At 72.0% G+C, this 17191-nt stretch carries 13 protein-coding genes; 4 read left to right on the top strand and 9 right to left on the bottom strand.

Translation table 11 applies throughout. From position 1 onward, the window contains the following. Nucleotides 1–152: 152 nt before the first annotated feature. Nucleotides 153–1811: an LCP family protein gene (locus tag IE177_RS30545; RefSeq protein WP_190018718.1), complete on the top strand. Its 1659-nt coding sequence runs from the start codon at nt 153–155 to the stop codon at nt 1809–1811. Between the two features lie 21 nt (nt 1812–1832). On the opposite strand, the gene IE177_RS30540 is transcribed toward IE177_RS30545, so the two are convergent. Next, nucleotides 1833–3362, bottom strand: coding sequence for an LCP family protein (locus IE177_RS30540; protein ID WP_444545629.1), 1530 nt, complete (start codon nt 3360–3362; stop codon nt 1833–1835). A 127-nt stretch (nt 3363–3489) separates the two neighbouring features. Here IE177_RS30540 and IE177_RS30535 point away from each other — a divergent pair, with 127 nt between their 5' ends. After that, nucleotides 3490–4518, top strand: a complete 1029-nt coding sequence (locus IE177_RS30535; RefSeq protein ID WP_190018717.1) for a glycosyltransferase family 2 protein — start codon at nt 3490–3492, stop codon at nt 4516–4518. Nucleotides 4519–4580: 62 nt separating this feature from the next. On the opposite strand, the gene IE177_RS30530 is transcribed toward IE177_RS30535, so the two are convergent. The 4 genes from IE177_RS30530 to IE177_RS30515 form a co-directional block, all read right to left on the bottom strand. Continuing rightward, nucleotides 4581–6161: an LCP family protein gene (locus IE177_RS30530; RefSeq protein ID WP_190018791.1), complete on the bottom strand. Its 1581-nt coding sequence runs from the start codon at nt 6159–6161 to the stop codon at nt 4581–4583. Nucleotides 6162–6395: 234 nt separating this feature from the next. After that, nucleotides 6396–8147, bottom strand: coding sequence for an LCP family protein (locus IE177_RS30525; RefSeq protein ID WP_190018716.1), 1752 nt, complete (start codon nt 8145–8147; stop codon nt 6396–6398). A gap of 230 nt (nt 8148–8377) precedes the next feature. Further along, entirely contained in the window at nt 8378–9559 is a 1182-nt protein-coding gene (locus IE177_RS30520) for an LCP family protein (protein WP_190018715.1), read from the bottom strand. Nucleotides 9560–9688: 129 nt separating this feature from the next. Next, nucleotides 9689–10444, bottom strand: a complete 756-nt coding sequence (locus IE177_RS30515) for a TIGR03089 family protein (protein ID WP_190018714.1) — start codon at nt 10442–10444, stop codon at nt 9689–9691. A gap of 408 nt (nt 10445–10852) precedes the next feature. On the opposite strand from IE177_RS30515, the gene manB reads away from it, so the two are divergent. Further along, nucleotides 10853–11935 (top strand): mannose-1-phosphate guanylyltransferase, encoded by a 1083-nt coding sequence (gene manB / locus IE177_RS30510; RefSeq protein ID WP_190018713.1) that lies wholly within the window; start codon nt 10853–10855, stop codon nt 11933–11935. Nucleotides 11936–12196: 261 nt separating this feature from the next. On the opposite strand, the gene IE177_RS30505 is transcribed toward manB, so the two are convergent. The 4 genes from IE177_RS30505 to IE177_RS30490 form a co-directional block, all read right to left on the bottom strand. Then, nucleotides 12197–13219, bottom strand: a complete 1023-nt coding sequence (locus IE177_RS30505; protein ID WP_190018712.1) for a DNA-3-methyladenine glycosylase family protein — start codon at nt 13217–13219, stop codon at nt 12197–12199. Between the two features lie 105 nt (nt 13220–13324). Then, on the bottom strand, nt 13325–14647 hold the full coding sequence (locus IE177_RS30500; protein WP_190018711.1) for a coenzyme F420-0:L-glutamate ligase: 1323 nt from the start codon (nt 14645–14647) through the stop codon (nt 13325–13327). Further along, the gene (gene cofD, locus IE177_RS30495; RefSeq protein ID WP_190018710.1) at nt 14644–15603 is read right to left on the bottom strand and encodes a 2-phospho-L-lactate transferase; all 960 of its coding nucleotides are present in this window, start codon (nt 15601–15603) and stop codon (nt 14644–14646) included. The genes IE177_RS30500 and cofD overlap by 4 nt, the downstream gene beginning before the upstream one ends. Before the next feature lie 33 nt (nt 15604–15636). Further along, nucleotides 15637–16131, bottom strand: coding sequence for a cysteine dioxygenase (locus IE177_RS30490; RefSeq protein ID WP_190018709.1), 495 nt, complete (start codon nt 16129–16131; stop codon nt 15637–15639). Between the two features lie 681 nt (nt 16132–16812). Here IE177_RS30490 and IE177_RS30485 point away from each other — a divergent pair. Further along, the gene (locus IE177_RS30485) at nt 16813–17076 is read left to right on the top strand and encodes a WhiB family transcriptional regulator (RefSeq protein WP_010986447.1); all 264 of its coding nucleotides are present in this window, start codon (nt 16813–16815) and stop codon (nt 17074–17076) included. Nucleotides 17077–17191: the final 115 nt, after the last annotated feature.

Raw genomic sequence — 17191 nt, 5'->3', positions numbered from 1 at the left:
CGGAAGTGGGAAGTATCACGGCGGTGGCCGGTCGAAGAACTGTGCGGATAATGTGAGCGCTCCGGCGGGCCGCCTCGCGGTCGCCCGCCGTCCGGCAGTTGGAGAGTGAGGCGGGGCACTCGGTGGATGGCCCCCGACGGGGGGGCAGAGGCGTGGACGCACCGGGCCGTGGCCATGGCGACGACATCGACCCAGCGGACCGGTGGGTGCTGAACCCGGACACGGGTGAGTACGAACTGCGGCCGCCGGGCGCCTCCGCCGAGCGGCCCACCGTGCCCGGTCCGCGCCCGGCGCGGGAGGCGGCGGCGGAGCCCGCCGTGCCGGGCGCCCGTCGCGCGGCCGGCCGTGCGCAGCGCAAGGCCAAGAAGAAGAGGTCCACGGGCAAAAGGATTCTGCTGTGGACCGGCGGCACCCTGGCGTTCGTCATGGTCGCCGGCGCGGCCGGTGTCTACCTCTACCTCAAGCACCTCGACGCCAACATCACCACGACCGACACGGCTGGCGCCACCAGCGACTCCTTCAGCAAGGACAAGGCGTTCAACATCCTGGTGATCGGCACCGACAAGCGCCAGGGCAAGGGCGACTCGGGCTACGGCGACGTGGGCAGCGTCGGCCACGCGGACACCACGATCCTGCTGCACGTCGCCGAGGACCGGAGCAACGCCACCGCGCTCAGCATCCCCCGGGACCTGATCACCGACATACCCCCCTGTCCCACCAGGCAGCAGGACGGTTCCCTCAAGACGATCCAGAGCACCCAGGGCATACGCTTCAACACCAGTCTCGGCCAGCTCGGCCGCGACCCGGGCTGCACGGTCCGCACGGTGAAGAAGCTCGGCGAGGGACTCAAGGTCGACCACTTCATGATGGCCGACTTCAACGCGGTGAAGACGCTGACGACGGCCGTCGGCGGCGTCGACGTCTGCCTGGACCACGCCGTCAAGGACGGCAAGTCGCACCTGGACCTGCCCGCGGGGCCGTCGAAGATCGAGGGCGAGCAGGCCCTGGCCTTCGTCCGCACCCGCTACAGCTGGGGCAACTTCGGCGACCTGGACCGCATCAAGGTCCAGCAGCAGTTCCTCGGGGCCCTGTTCCGCAAGATGAAGTCCGACTCCACGCTCACCAGCCCCGGCCGGCTCATGGACCTGGCGGAGACGGCGACCAAGGCACTCACCGTGGACAAGGGCATCGGCCACATCACCACGCTCAAGGACGTGGCCATGGAACTGAAGAAGGTGCCCCCCAAGAACATCACCTTCCTCACCCTGCCGGTCAGGGACAACCCGGCCGACGGCAAGATCCACAAGACGGTCGTCGAGGACGTGGCGCCCGCCCGGCAGATCTTCGCCATGATCAAGGGCGACGTCTCCTTCAGCGAGGTGAAGAAGAAGCAGAAGGCTCAGGTGGCCGCCAGGCTCAAGGGCCCCCGCTCCGCGCCCGGCGACGTCCGCGTCGACCTCTACAACGCCGGCGCGCCCGGCGGAACCGCCCAGACGACCCTGGCCTGGCTGCAGACGGAGAAGGGCGTGACCAAGTCCAGCCAGCTCGGCAACGCCGGCACGACGCAGGCGAGGACGTCCCTGAGCTACGCGCCCGGCCAGGCCGCCCAGGCCCGCGAGCTGGCCCACCTCATGGGGCTGCCGGCGTCCGCCCTGAAGCCGGGCAGGAGCGAGACCAACGCCCAGGGACTGCCCGCGATGGTGCTCAGGCTCGGCGCCGACTTCAAGGGCCCGGGCATACCGGTCACCGGCCCGGCGAAGGGCCCGGACGTCCAGAGGCAGACGGCCGACCAGGTCAAGTGCGCCTCGTGAGCCCGGGGACGGTGCCCCCGGCTACGCGTCCCCGGAACACGTCACCTCGTTGCCCCGCACCACGTTCTGCTCCGGCCGCCCCGGATCCTCGAACCGCACCTTGTGCACCTTCCTGAAGTCGGCCCCGGCGGTCACCTTCATCATCGGCCCCTGACCCGGCACCGCGCGCAGCTCGCTGCCGGGCAGCGCCGCGGCCAGGGAACGGGCCGACAGGTCCCACCGGGGGTCGTAGGAGATCATCGTGCGCCGCACGTCGTGGACGGCCGCGGTCACCGGCCGGCGGGTCGTGGCGAAACCGGTCGCCGCCAGCTCCGCGTCGACCCGTTTGGCGAGCCCCGCGGTACGGGTGCCGTTGGCCACCAGGACCCGGATCCGCCGCGGGTCCGCCTCCACCGGATCCGGGGCCGGCCCGCGGTGCGGGCGGTCCACGGTGAGCGGCTTGTCGTCGCGCAGTGCCCCGAACAGCTGCTCCGCCTTGACGGCATCCCACTTCAGGGTGGAGCCGATGCCCTTGACCTGGTAGTTCATCTGTCCGATGGGGACGGTGGTGAACTCCGAGGAGGACGGGGAGAAGTCCCGCATGGCGCGGCCCAGGTCGAGCAGCTCGTCCGTGCCGAAGCCCTCGTCGGCGCGGACCGAGCCCAGCACCGCCCGGGTCACGTCCCTGAACCGGAGCGGGTTGAGCAGCACCCCCGAGGAGGTCGCCTTCTCGAGCAGCGCGGCCAGGAACCGCTGCTGCCGCTTCATCCGGCCCAGGTCGCTCGCCCCGTCGATGTGCCGGGCCCGCACGTACTGCAGCGCCTGCCCGCCCGACAGCAGATGCGTGCCGGGAGCCAGGTCGAGCCCGGTGAACCTGTCCTTCATCGGCGTCGGCGTGCACACCTTCACCCCGCCGAGCACGTCCACGGTCCGCATGAAGCTGGTGAAGTCGACCTCCAGATAGTGGTCGATCTTCACACGGGTCATGTTCTCCACCGTGCGGATGGTCAGCTGGGGACCGCCCTCGGCGTAGGCCGCGTTGAGCTTGACCGGGTGCGGCCCGTGCGGCTTGCGGGTGTTCCGGTCGACGTGCGCGGGCGCCTCGGCGTAGGAGTCGCGCGGCAGGCTCACCACCGTGGCCCGCTCCCGGTCCTCCGAGATGTGCACGATCATCATCGTGTCGGTGCAGTGGCAGGGCGCACCGCCGAGCCGGTAGGCGCGCCGCTCCCGCTCGCCGATCCGGTCGCGGCCGTCGGTGCCGACCAGCAGCACGTTCATGCCGTGGCCGGCGCGGGGCCGGTTCTTCATGTCCTTGAAGGCGTCGATCCGGGTGATGCCGGCGTCCAGGCTGCTCACGACCGCGTGGCCGATCCCGGCGGAGGCGAGCACCACGACCGACAGCGTGGTGACCGCCCGCATCGCCCAGCGGGGCCGCCGCGGCGGCCGGACGGGGCGCGCGGACCGCTCGGCCGGGCGCGGCCTGCGGCGGGGCTGCTGCGGGCGGCGCCGCGGCCCGGGGGCACCTTGCGCGCCCTTGGTGGCGGGGGAGGGGGACCGAGGCGGGGTGGGCAAGGGGGACACCTCCGGACGAGGCCGTACGTGGGATCCGTGAGCACAGTAGGCCGATACGATCTCCAGCCCGCGTTACGCCCCTGCGGCGCGCACCGGTGTCCCCCGTTCGCGGTAACGTGAGCGTCCTATGAACGCCAAGCCCGACGTGCGGCTCCCCGCTGTTTCCGTGATCATGCCCGTCCTCAACGAGGAACGGCATCTGCGCGGAGCCGTCCAAGCGATCCTCGCGCAGGAGTACGCCGGCGAGATGGAGGTCGTGATCGCCCTCGGTCCGTCCACGGACCGCACGGACGAGATCGCCGCCGAGCTGGTCCGTGACGATCCGCGCGTGCACACCGTCCCGAATCCGACCGGCCGCACGCCCGCGGCGCTGAACGCGGCGATCAAGGCCTCCCGGCACCCGATCGTGGTCCGCGTGGACGGCCACGGCATGCTCTCGTCGAACTACATCGCCACCGCGGTCCGTCTCCTGGAGGAGACCGGCGCGCAGAACGTCGGCGGCATCATGCACGCCGAGGGCGAGAACGACTGGGAGCACGCGGTCGCCGCCGCGATGACCTCCCGGATCGGCGTCGGCAACGCGGCCTTCCACACCGGTGGCGAGGCGGGGCCGGCCGAGACGGTCTACCTCGGCGTCTTCCGCCGCGAGGCCCTGGAGCAGCAGGGCGGCTACAACGTGGAGTTCATCCGCGCCCAGGACTGGGAGCTGAACTTCCGCATCCGCGAGGCGGGCGGCCTGATCTGGTTCTCGCCGGAGCTGAAGGTGTCGTACCGGCCGCGGCCGAGCGTGCGGGCGCTGGCCAAGCAGTACAAGGACTACGGCCGCTGGCGGCACGTCGTCGCCCGCTACCACCCGGGCTCCATCAACCTGCGCTACCTCGCCCCGCCGACGGCGGTGTGCGCGATGGCCGCGGGCCTCGTGGCCGGCGCGGTGCTGACCCCGTGGGCCCTGGTGGTCCCCGGCGGCTACCTGGCGGCGATCGCCGCGGGTTCCGTCCCGGCGGGCAAGGGCCTGCCCCTCGCGGCCCGCCTGCGGATCCCGGTGGCCCTGGCCACGATGCACATGTCGTGGGGCTGGGGCTTCCTGACCAGCCCGAGGTCCCTGGCGAAGAAGGTCATCGCCTCACGGCGGCCGGCGGTGGTGAACGCCGCCTGAGCACACGACAGGGCCCCCTCCTCCCGGACCTACCGGAGAAGGGGGCCCTGTGCGCTGTCCCGCTACCACCGGTAGACGTCGTACACGTCCATGCACTTGGTGGTGTCCGAACCGTTGACGGCGTCGCTGCCCTCCGGCAGGTCCCCGGCCTTCAGGTCCTCGGGGTAGGAGGTGCCGGTGCGCCAGTCCGCGCCCACGACGACGGTGACCCCCGTCACGTCGGTCGACTTCTTCACCCGGCTCATCGGGAGGTTGAGCGCCTTCGCCACGGCCTGGGCGTCGCCCTCGAGGTCCGCGCTCGGGTACCGCACGACCGTCTTCTTCTTCGACAGCGTCTGCGAGGTGTCGGCCGCCGCCCGGGGGTAGCCCTTGGCCACGAGCGCCTGGCCGATCGCCCGCGCCCGCTGCGGCACCGGTGCCTCGGTGGTGGTGCTGGTGGCGTTCTGCACCAGGACGCCGAGCCGGGCCGGGTCGAGCGAGGGCTCCTTGGTCGGCTTGTCGTCCTTCTTCTTCTTCTTGCCCTTGCCGTTCTTGTCGAACGGGACGTCCTCCTGGAGCATCCGCCACACCTTGGCGGCACTGTCCTTGTCCGGCACGACGTGGTTGCCGTTCTGCGGGTCCGGCACGTTCGGCATGGTCAGCGACGTGATGCGGTCGGACGGCACCGACTTCATCTGCATGCCCAGGTCGTACAGCTTCTTGACGGTGCCGATCTCCTCGGAGACCTTCAGGGACTTGGTGGCCGCCTCCGCCAGGTCCATCAGCCGCCCGGTGTCGGTGAACACGTTCTGCTTGCGCAGCGTGCGCATCATCGAGTTCAGGTACATGTGCTGGGCGCGGGCCCGCATCAGATCGCTGCCCCAGGCGTGCCGGGTACGCAGCCACTGCAGGGCCTGCTCGCCCTTCACCTTGTGCGTGCCCTCCCTCATCTTCAGGCCGGAGCCGCCGGGGACCGAGGCCGTCGGGCGGTCCCACACGTTCTGCTTCACGCAGACGTCCACCCCGCCGACGGCGTTGCCCATCCGCACCACACCGGAGAAGTCGATCGTCATCCAGTGGTCGATGTAGACGCCGGTCAGGTTCTCCCAGGTGGCCAGCGTGCAGCCGGCCCCGCCCCGCGCCAGGCTGACGTTGATGATGTCGTTGGTCGCCGGGTAGACCTTGCCGGTGTCGGGGTCCGTGCACTTGGGTATGTCGACCCGGGTGTCGCGCGGGATGCTGACCATGGCGGCGTTCTCGCGGTCCGCCGAGAGGTGGATGAGCATCTGCACGTCCGCGAGCGGAGGGTCGCCGCGGTGGTCCCGGCTGCCGCCGAGCTTCACGTTCTCGTCGGAGTTACGGCTGTCGGAGCCGATCAGCAGGATGTTCAGCGGAGTCTGGCCGGCCGCGTTCGGCGCGGTCCTGCGCGCCTTGGAGTCGTCGGCGCTGCTGCGCTTGCCCTTGCGGATGTTGCCGTTGAGATGCTGGTAGTACAGATATCCGGCGCCGGCCGTGCCGAGTATCACCACCGCCAGCACGGTCGCCGACCAGCGCAGGACGCGCCGTCTGCGCCGCCGCGCGGTCTTCTTCCCGCCGCCGCTCCCCTCGCCGCCGTTCCCCCCGGAACCCGTCGTCGCGTCCGCGGCCTGCGGTGTGAGCGACATCGTGTCCTCGACCGCAGGAGCCTCTCCGCGCACCTCGCTCTGCGCCAAACTCCCTGCCCTCCCCACCCTCGCGCCACGCAACGGGCCCGTCCCGCGTCCCGTTAGACGCACGACGGGCCCATAGGGTTACCTACGAGGCGCACCTCATCTGCTGATCACCGCTCAGGATACGCATGCACCGGAACGGCACCCGTTCCACACATGTGAAATCCGCTGCTCAGTGCGGCCCGCCGGTCACGAGGCGCACTGGACCTTGTCCGCCGTGGACTTGTCGACCGCCGGTGCCTTCGTCGCGGGGGTGAGGGACACGCCCGCGCCCTTGAAGTCCTTGCCCAGCGTCAGCGTCATGGCGGGCAGGCCCTGGGAGTTGGTCACGCTCTTGCCGGGCTTGAGCGCCGCACCGGACAGTCCCATGACGGCGGCCAGCCGGCGCGCCTGGGCCGCCTGGTCGGGCCCGTACTCCAGCGTGGTCCTGCCCAGCGCGGCGGGGGCGTTGCCCGCGTTCTCCGACTTGGTCACGCCCTCGTCGTTCTGCAGCCAGTTGAGCACCGACTGCGCGCTGCCCGCCTTGGCGCCGCCGTTGAGGATGCGCACCCGCACCTCGGAGGCCGGCGCCTTGGTGCCCTTGAGGCGGGCGGCCTGGGCGTCCTTCGCCTCCTTCTGCTTCTTCTTCACCTCGGTGAAGGAGACGTCGTTCTTTATCGCGTCGAAGACCGCCGGGGCCTTGGCGCCGTTGAGGACGACCGTGGCCTTGACCTTCTCCGCCGGGTTGTCCACGACCGGCACCGTGGTGAACGTCAGGTGCTTGGGGTTGAGCTTGCCCAGCTCCATGCCCAGGTCCTTGAGCTTGCCGATGCTGTCCAGCTTGGCGTCGACCGTCAGCGCCTTGGTGCCGGCCTCCGCCAGCTTCAGCATCTTCGTCGGGCTGGTCAGCGTGGCGTTGCCCTTCAGCTTGCGCATCAGCGCGCTCAGGAACTGCTGCTGCAGCGTGATCCGGCTCAGGTCACCGCCGAGGCCGACGGAGTGCCGGGTGCGCACGAACGCCAGCGCCTGTTCGCCGGAGATGTTGTGCGTGCCCTTGTCCAGCTTCAGGTGCGAGTCCTCGTCGTCGATGTCGTGCGCCAGGCACACCTCGACGCCGCCCACCGCCTCGGTCAGCGTCTTGACCGCGTTGAAGTCGGCCACCATGAAGTTGTCGGGCTTGATCCCGGTCAGCTCGGTCACGGTGCGCATGGTGCAGCTCGCCGTACGGCCGTCCTGGCCGAGGCTCGTGTTGAAACGGACGTGCTGCGTGCCCGGGATGACCTTCTGGCTGCCGTCCTCCTGCAGTGTCGGGCAGTCCGGGATGTCGACGATCAGGTCGCGCGGGATGCTCAGCGCGGTCGCGTTGGACCGGTCCTTGGAGACGTGCAGCAGGATGTTGGTGTCGGCGTGCCCGACGCTGCCCGCGTCACCGTAGCCCGCGTTGCCCTTGCCGGTCCGCTTGTCGGTGCCGATCAGCAGGATGTTGATCGCCTCGTCCTTGCGGAAGCCGCCCGTGCTCGCGCCGTCGTCGGAGACGGAGGTGATGTTGCCGTTCAGGTGCTGGATGTAGAGGTAGCCGGCGGCCGTCACGGCGACCAGCACGAAGGCCATGGACCCACCGGTCCACAGCAGCACCTTCTTGACCTTCGACTTCTTCTTCACCGGCCGCCGGTTGGCGCGCCGTCCCTGCGGCGCCTCCGGCTCGGCCTCCCGGCGCCGGCTGCGCGGCGCGGGGACGTCGCCCGGACGCACCCGGCGCGGCTCGGGCGCGCCGCTGGACGCGGAGCCCTCGCGGCGGCGCGGCGCACCGCCGTCACCCCGGGCCGGTCTCCGGGGGCCGGGGACCGGCGACTGCGCTGAGGAAGGGCTCAGTCGCAGTTCGTATTCGCCGGTGTTCGGATTGAGTACCCACTGGTCTGCGGGGTCGATGTTGTCCGCCCGCCCACGGCCTTGCGCGTCCACGGTTGTCCGAATCCTCCGTCGGGGCCACGCGGCGCCTTCCCCCTCAAGGCGCTCGGGTCTCGGTGAATCAGTGCACGACCCCAGGACGGACCTCGCGGCCAGGTGCACCGGATCGCTCACACTATCCGCCCAGTTCAGCGTCGGGCGACGCCCGTGACAAATTCGACGTTCCTACAAGCGGGCAATCCACCTCATTTTCTGAAGTGAAGTTCGTCGTCTTGGTGAACCTCTTACTCGCAGGGATGCTCGGCGGCGGTGTTCCCGCTGAAGGTGGGAGCGGGGGAGGGGGTGCTCCCGCCGTTCTCCCCCGGGGTGTTCCCGGGAAGGTCCTGTGAAGGATGCCTGGTCACCGTCACCGGCTCGTCGGCCCGCAGCCGCGCGAACAGCTTCTCGGCCTCCGGCTCCACGAGCTGGTCGCGGTTGACGTCGTAGACGTACGACTCCCTCGGCACCGTCAGGAACTGCACGCGTTCCGTGGGGATGTCGCGCAGTCCGCGCACCAGCTGGTACAAACCGCGCAGACTGGCCAGTTCCGGATCGGTGGTGAGCGAGGAGGTCGCCGCGTCCAGCACCGGGTACAGCTTCACGGGGTTCAGCAGGACGTCGTTGCTCTGGACCTTGTCGACGAGCGCGCCGAGGAACCGCTGCTGCCGCTCCATCCGTTCGGTGTCGCTGCCGTCGCCGAGCGACTTGCGCACCCGCACGTACCCGAGCGCCTGCTCCCCGTCGAGGGTGATCCTGCCCGCGGGCAGCCTCAGCTTCGCCGCCTTGTCGTCGACGGGTTCCTTGAGGCACACCTGCACTCCGTCGACGGCGTCCACCATCTCCTTGAACCCGCTGAAGTCGACGACCATGTGATGGTCGATCCGTATGTCCGTCAGCTTCTCGACGGTACGGATCGTGCACGCCGAACCGCCCACCTGGAACGCGTGGTTGAACATCGCGAACACCGGTTCGCTGCGGCTGCCGTCCTGGCGCCGGCAGCCGGGGATGTCCACCATCAGGTCGCGGGGCAGCGAGACGGCGGTGGCACTGTGCCGGTCGGCGGCCAGGTGCAGCAGGATCGTCGTGTCCGAGCGCTCGCTGCCCAGGTCCCGCCCGTACTCGCCGTTGCCGTCACCGGCCCGCGTGTCCGACCCGATCAGCAGGATGTTCTGCGCCCCGCGCACCAGCGAGGTGGGCCGCTCCCGCTCGTACCGGGCCAGTTCGGCGGCGGCCGCCTCGTCGGCGGTGATGTTGCCGCTGAGCTTGGCGTAGACGGCCCAGCCGGCTCCGGCGGCCGAGACGAGGAGTACGGCCGCCCCCAGCGCCGAACCCCGCAGCCAGCGCCGCCGGTGCCGCCGCACCAGGCCCTCACCGGTGGCGGAGGCCCCGGGACCGGGACCGAGGGGTCTGCCTGCGGTGTCGGACACGGCCGGGGCACCCCCTCAGGGCGTACGAGCGTCACGTGCTGCTCCTACGACCATGGCGGGCCAGGCAGCGGGGCAGCGCCCTTTGCTACTCCGAACGGGGGACGCCGGCGGCCTGGCCCGGGCCTGGCCTCACCGCCGGACCGCGGTCACCCTCTCACTCTCGATCCGCTTGGCGAGGGCCTCCTCGTCCAGCCGGTCGAGATGACGGCACAGCACCACGGACCCGCCGACGGCCAGCGGCGCGTACAGCCCCGCGCCGAGTCCCTCCCACGTGTCGTACGGCAGCCCCGACAGCAGCCTGGACCCGGGACCCGTCAGGTCCAGCGACGGCGCCTGCGCCGAGGCCCGCTCGACGATCTCGGCCCCGCTGAACTCCCGTCCGGCGACGATCAGCGCGGCGTCGTCCGGGTCCACCGGCGCGAACGGCGCGAACCGGTCGCCCTGGCCCGGCACCTCCACGGCGTAGTCGGCGAAACCCGCCGGCGGCTGCGGGAACCGGCCGCCCAGCGGCCGCAGCGCGAGCGCGACCCGCTCGCCGCGGCAGGCCCGCGCGGCCTCCAGCGTGTCCGGCCCGCTGACCACCACGTCGGCCGCCGCCGGGTCCCCCGCGACATCCGCGACCGCGCCCACCGAGGAGCAGGCCAGCAGCCACACCGCCGTCTGCCAGTGCGCGGGCAGCAGCAGCGCGACCCGGTCACCGGGACCGGCGGAGAGGTCGCCCTGGAGGAGGTTGGCGGTCTTGGCCACCCAGTTGGCGAAGGTGGCCACGGACAGCTCGACCCGTTCGCCCGTGGCGTCGTCGTAGAAGGTCACCAAGGGACGGCCGGGGTCCGCTGCGAGCGCGGAGGTCAGCAGGCCGGCGGGGGTGCGATCGGTGGCGTTCACCCGGGACAGGGTACGCGCGGCGGGGCGCGCGCCTGGCGGTGGGAGCACTCGCGGTGCCAATCCGAGCGGAAGGGCATATCTCACGCCGGGCGATGGCAATCTGTACCCCAAGGGGAAGAACGTACGACTGGACGTGAACTCCGGCCATCGGGGCGGTTATGCCATCGCGTGCCCGGAAGGCGGGCGCTGCGGGCCGGGGTGCGTGTCCGCCGCCGTCGGGGGACGGGTGCGGGCACGGGCGGGAGCCGACCAGGAGGTCGTCCCGCGGCGATCGGGGGAAACCGGACGCGTATCCTCCGGGACACCGCGTGGCCATCCGGGCGTCGTCGCACGGTCTGCATACACTGACCGGCCGAAACGAGTAGTCACGAGCGGTTCGCCGGTCCCGGCAGGAAGCAGAGACGACAGGTGACAGAAGCGATCCTCCTGGTCGGCGGCAAAGGCACCCGGCTGCGCCCGCTCACGGTGCACACTCCCAAGCCCATGGTCCCGGCCGCCGGGGTGCCGTTCCTCACCCACCAGCTGGCCAGGGCGAGAGCGGCGGGCGTCGATCACATCGTCCTCGCGACGAGCTACCTCGCCGAGGTCTTCGAGCCCTACTTCGGCGACGGCTCCGCGCTCGGTCTGCACCTGGAGTACGTCACCGAGGAGGAGCCGCTCGGCACGGGCGGCGCCATCCGCAACGTGGCCGCACGCCTCCACTCCGGTCCCGACGACCCGGTCCTGATCTTCAACGGCGACATCCTGACCGGCCTGGACATCAGGGCCCTGGTCGGCACCCACGAGTCGACGGGCGCGGACGTCTCCCTGCACCTGACGCGGGTGACGGACCCCCGCGCCTACGGCCTGGTCCCGACGGACGGGACCGGCCGTGTCCTCGCCTTCCTGGAGAAGCCGCAGACGCCCGAGGAGATCGTCACCGACCAGATCAACGCGGGGGCGTACGTCTTCCGCCGCTCGGTCATCGACACGATCCCGGCGGGCCGGCCGGTCTCGGTCGAACGCGAGACGTTCCCCGGGCTCCTGGCCGCCGGGGCCCACCTCCAGGGCATGGTGGACTCGACGTACTGGCTGGACCTCGGCACCCCGGCGGCCTTCGTCCGCGGCTCGGCGGACCTGGTCCTCGGCCGGGCCCCCTCGCCGGCTGTCCCGGGCCGCTGCGGCGCCCGGCTGATCCTGCCCACGGCGAGGGTCGCCCCCGACGCCAAGCTGACGGACGGCACGGTGGTCGGCGAGGGCGCGTCCGTGGCGGAGGGCGCCCGGGTCTCCGGCTCGACCATCCTCCCCGGCGCGGTCATCGAACCCGGCGCCGTCATCACCGACTCCCTCATCGGCTCCCGCGCCCGCATCGGCGAACGCTCCGTCCTCACCGGCACGGTCGTCGGCGACGGCGCGGTCGTGGGCGCCGACAACGAACTGCGCGAGGGCGTACGAGTCTGGTGCGACGCCCGCATCCCCGCGGGAGCCCTCCGCTTCTCCTCGGACCAGTAACGCGTAGCCGCAGACAGCCGCGCCGCGGTAACCGCGGGCAGCCGCGCCGCCCTGGCTACGGGCAGTCGCGCCGCCCTGGCCCCAGCCAGTCGTGCCGCCGTAGCCGCGGGCAGCGGTGCCGCCCTAGCCGCGGGCAGTCGTGCCGCTGGGGCAGCACGGGTGGGCGCTGGGCGCTGGGGGTACCCCCTCTGGGGGAGGCACCCCGCCCGCGCGGGCAAGCGCCGCAACCCCCGCCGACAGCCCCAGCGCACGGCGCGCGCCTCACAGCAACCCGATGTCCACCCGGTACATCTTCGGCGCCCGCCGAGCCGGCGTCCGCCCACTCAGCAGGATCAACCGCGCCGCCCGATGCCGCTGCCCGGCGTACGGCTCCAGCAGCCGCAGCATCTCCGCATCGTCCGCGTCCCGGTCCCCCGCCAGCGCCCACCCCACGATCCCGGGCAGATGCAGATCCCCGACCGTCACCGCGTCCGCCGCCCCATGGCTGCGCTGCACGACCTCCGCCGACGTCCACGGACCGATCCCCGGCACGACCTCCAGCCGCGCCCGCGCCTCGACCGCCGGCATCCCCACAGCCTGCTCCAGCCGCGCGGCGACCCGCACCGCACGCAGGACCGTCGACGCCCGCTTGTCGTCGACGCCCGCCCGGTGCCACTCCCAGGAGGGAATCAGCGCCCAGGTCCGGGGCGCGGGCATCACCCACATCGGCCGTTCGCCGGCTCCCGCGGGTCCCGGCGCCGGCTCCCCGAACCTCCGCACCAGCAGCCGCCACGCCCGGTACGCCTCGTCGGTGGTGACCTTCTGCTCCAGCACCGACGGGATCAGGGACTCCAGCACCAGCCCGGTCCGCGTCAGCCGCAGCCCCGGCCGCCGGTGCCGCGCCAGCGCCACCACCCGGTGCCGGGGCACGAACGCGTCCGGGTCGTCGGCCGCGCCGAGCAACTCGGGCAGCCGGTCCAGCAGCCATTCGGCGCCGGGTCCCCAGGCCTCGCCGAGCACCTCACCGCCGTACGCCCGCACCCGCAGCGTGCCCGGCCCGGCGGGGGTGCGGCTGGCCCGCCACACGGACCCGTCCGCCGTGGCGCGGAACGTCGGGTCGGCGGGCCCGCGCCGCAGCGGCCCGAGCACCAGCCCGAGGTCGAGCGGCCCGTCCGGCGCCCAGCGCCGTGCCCGCGGCGGTGCCGCCGCCTGCCGGGGTATCCCCGCGGCAGCTCCCGGGGGCACGCCGACGTGCCCGCCGCGCACGGTCGTACGCGTGGGGCGCGGGTCGAAGCGTCCTGCCACTGGTGAGGTCCTGGGGGTGTCGAGGTGCCGGTGCCGTCCTACGAGACTAGGCGGTCCTCAGCACGACGGGACCCGCACCGTCCGCGCTCCGCTGCTCCCCACGGCTCACCGCACCTCGATGAACGCTTCCGCGTCCCGCCCCGGCCTGGGCCTCGGCTCCTCCGCGGGGTGGCCGACCGCGACCGCGCCCATGGGGTCCCACCGCGCCGGCAGCCCCAGTACGTCGCGCACCACGTCCCGGCAGAACATCGTGGAGGACACCCACGCCGAGCCCAGCCGCTCCCCGGCCAGTGCGACCAGGAAGTTCTGCACCCCCGCGCCCGACGCGACGACGAACATCTCCCGCTCGGCCCCGTCCCGCCGGACGTCCCCGTAGTGGTGGGAACCGTCCATGACGAGGCAGGGCACGACGAGGTAGGGGGCGTTGCGCAGGACGTCCCCGCGCCGCACCCGTCTGGCGATGGACTCCTCGCTCTTGCCGTCCCGGCGCAGGTCGGCGATCCAGGCGTCCCGCATCGCGTCCAGCAGCCCGGTGCGGGACTCCGCCGACTCCAGCAGCACGAACCGCCACGGCGTGGTGTGGTGCGGGGCGGGCGCGGTGACCGCCGCGGCCACCGCGCGCCGTACCGCGGCGGGGTCCACGGGCTCGTCGGTGAAGGCCCGCACGGTGCGCCGCTGGGTCACGGCCTCACGGACCGCCTCGGAGGTGCCGAGCCGGAACATGTCGTCACGCGCGGAACGCACCAGCGCCCGAGCACCCCCACCGTCGGTGCTCTCGTCCCCGGCGCGGTCCACCAGGTGGCGCAGCCCGCGCACCACGGCCACCGGCCGGCCCGCGGCCTTTCCCTTGACCAGGTCCCCGGCGGCGGCCAGCTCGTCCGCGGTGGCCACGACGGTCGCGCTGAGCGGATTGCCGTGCGCGTCCGTCCCCCCGCGCAGATCGTCCAGCACACGCACCCCGGCGGCGCCGATCGCCACGTCCGTGAGCCCCGCCCGCCAGGGTCGCCCGAAGGTGTCGGTGACGACGACACCGACGTTGACGCCGAGGGCGTCGCGCAGCCCGTCGCGGATCGCACGCGCGGACGCGTCCGGGTCCTCGGGCAGCAGCAGCACGGTGCCGGAGGGCGTGTTCGAGGCGTCGACCCCGGCGGCGGCCATGACCAGGCCCTGCCGGTTCTCCACGATGCGCAGCGTGCCGCGCCGGGCGACGACCCGGACCGTCTCGGCGTCGATGGCCGCCTCCCGGTCGGCCGCCCGCACGATCCGCCCCTCGGCCTTGGAGACGATCTTGGAGGTGACGAGCAACACGTCCCCGTCGGCCAGGCCGGGCCCGGCGGCGGCGATCAGCTTGGCGAGGTCGTCACCCGGCCGCACCTCGGGGATGCCGGTCAGGGCCCGGACCGTGTACTCCGGGCGCTCCCTGCTCACGCTGTCCGCACCTCCTCCGCCAGCGCCAGCGCCTCCCGCGCCATCTGCGCGGCCGCGTCGAGATCGGTCATCATCAGCGGCACGGCCCGGCAGCGGATGCCGTCCTCCTCGACCCGCTCGACCGCGTCCGCGTCCACCGTGTCGACCAGCCAGCCGTCCAGCAGTCCGGAGCCGTAGTGCTCGGCGACCGCGGCGGCCGTCGACTCCACACCGACCGCGGCGAGCACCTTGTCGGCCATCCCGCGCACGGGCGCGTCCCCGACGATGGGGGAGAGGCCGATCACGGGCACGCCCGCGTCGGCGATGGCCTCCCGGATGCCGGGGACGGCGAGGATCGTGCCGATGGACACGACCGGGTTGGACGGCGGGAAGAGGATGACGTCGGCCTCGGCGATGGCCTCCAGGACGCCCGGGGCGGGCTTGGCCTGCTCGGCGCCGACCGGGACCACGGCCTGGGCGGCCACGGAGGCCCGCAGCCGCACCCAGTACTCCTGGAAGTGAATCGCCTTGCGCTCGCCGTCGATCTCCGCCGCGACGTGCGTCTCCACGCGGTCGTCGGTCATCGGGATCAGCCGCACGCCCGGCTTCCAGCGGTCGCACAGCGCCTCGGTGACCGCGCTGAGCGGATAGCCGGCGCCCAGCATCTGCGTCCGCACGATGTGCGTGGCGAAGTCCCGGTCGCCCAGCCCGAACCACTCCGGGCCGACGCCGTACGCCGCCAGTTCCTCCTTGAGGTGGAAGGTCTCGTCGGCCCGTCCCCAGCCCTGCTCCTCGTTGATGCCGCCGCCCAGCGTGTACATCACCGTGTCCAGATCCGGGCACACCTTCAGCCCGAAGAGGTGGATGTCGTCGCCGGTGTTGCCGATCACCGTGACGTCCGCGTCCGGCACGGCCCGCTTCAGACCGCGCAGGAACCGTGCACCACCGATGCCGCCTGCCAGAACCACAATGCGCATGCGCCAAGTCTCGCAGGCGGGTCCGACGTCGCGTCAGGCAGTCACCGGACGGGCCTCGCAGTGCGGGGAGGTGTGCATCGGCATCTCGGTCAGGCCGGGGTGGTAGACGTGCAGGCTGACCGCCGGCTCCAGGGCGTCGTTGACGACCTCGTGGACGTAACCGGGCGCGAACACCCGCTGGGCGCCGGCCGCCAGCGCGCGCGTGCCGCGCCCGGTGCGCTCGGTCAGAGTGCCCTCCAGCACGGTGAGGACTCCGGAGGAGCGGCCGTGGTCGTGCGGACCGCTGCCCTGCCCCGGCACCCAGGACAGCAGCCACACCTCGTAGCCGGGGCCGGTGCGGAGCCGGTGGTACCAGCGGGTGGTGGCGTCGTAGCGGACCAGGTGCGCCCACTGGCCGCGGTCGGCGGCGATGGAGCGGGCGAGCCCCACGAACTCGGCCACGGTGGCCGGGTGCTCGCGCGGGGGCTGGAGCAGGTGCTGGACTTCGAGGATGTCGCCGGCGATCTGGAGGTCGTTGTCGCTGTTCATCGGGTGCGGTGGTCCTCGGCGGGAGAAGTGGGGGCTGGAGCTGGGAGGGCGCCTGCGGTCCGTCCGGGGTCGGGGACGGAAGGGATGCCCTGGGTGAGGGATCACGAAGAGGGAGACGCGACCGAGCCGGAACGGACTCGGGAACAGCCGGAGCGTGCGTGGCTCAACAGCTGGAACAGCAACAACAGCTACAGCGCGCGCGGGCGGCACCGTGGGACCCGGCGGTGCGGGTCGAGGTGGGTGCCAAGTTCGCGAGCATGCCCACTAGAACAGCGGTTCACACCCGTGCTGTCAACTCCACGCCCGGTACGTGCGACACGTTTCACCTGATCCGGTTCACCTGTCAGGTGAAAGGTTTGTTCACCCGGGTGCCGGGACACATGGGGCACATCCGAGCGCTCGAGCCGCGCGGAACGCGATCGAACGCGGAGGCGTCTTTCTCCGTACAGGTCTCTGTACGGGGGTTCGGTCGCCCCCGGGGGGTCTCGCCTGCGTGTCAAGGTTTATGGTGATTTGAACACTTTCCGCACGGCCTTGGTTCCGCAGAGTGAATAACGGCCCCAATAGCAGATCTCGGCTTGACTCGCCCGGAGCAGCACACTTGTAATTTCACTCGTGTCGTTCAGCCGGGATCGACAACGGCTACGCACGGGGACGCGGAGAGACAGACGAGGGGCGCACATGACCGAGCTGGTGCAGCAACTGCTGGTCGACGACGCGGACGAGGAACTCGGCTGGCAGGAGCGCGCGCTGTGCGCCCAGACCGACCCAGAGTCCTTCTTCCCCGAGAAGGGCGGCTCGACCAGAGAGGCGAAGAAGGTCTGCCTCGCCTGCGAGGTGCGCTCCGAGTGCCTCGAGTACGCCCTCGCCAACGACGAGCGCTTCGGCATCTGGGGCGGCCTGTCCGAGCGTGAACGCCGCAGGCTGAAGAAGGCCGCCATCTGAGAGACGCAGTCGGCAGGGACGGCACGGACGCAGTCGGCACGGGCGGCACGGTCGGCACGGACACAGTCGGCACGGGCGGCACGGGCGGGGCACGAAGAGGCGCGCACAGGCACGG

This window comes from Streptomyces lucensis JCM 4490 (assembly GCF_014650035.1).
GTDB classification, from domain to species: domain Bacteria; phylum Actinomycetota; class Actinomycetes; order Streptomycetales; family Streptomycetaceae; genus Streptomyces; species Streptomyces lucensis.
Note: the sequence above shows the minus strand (reverse complement) of the source record. Positions and strands in the feature narration are given on the sequence as shown.

What these genes read in the sequence shown, in the direction of transcription:
- IE177_RS30535 (WP_190018717.1), top strand. Translation starts at nt 3,490, where the DNA reads ATGAACGCCAAGCCCGACGTGCGGCTCCCCGCTGTTTCCGTGATCATG.
- IE177_RS30530 (WP_190018791.1), bottom strand. Translation starts at nt 6,161, where the DNA reads ATGTCGCTCACACCGCAGGCCGCGGACGCGACGACGGGTTCCGGGGGG.
- cofD (WP_190018710.1), bottom strand. Translation starts at nt 15,603, where the DNA reads ATGCGCATTGTGGTTCTGGCAGGCGGCATCGGTGGTGCACGGTTCCTG.
- IE177_RS30490 (WP_190018709.1), bottom strand. Translation starts at nt 16,131, where the DNA reads ATGAACAGCGACAACGACCTCCAGATCGCCGGCGACATCCTCGAAGTC.
- IE177_RS30485 (WP_010986447.1), top strand. Translation starts at nt 16,813, where the DNA reads ATGACCGAGCTGGTGCAGCAACTGCTGGTCGACGACGCGGACGAGGAA.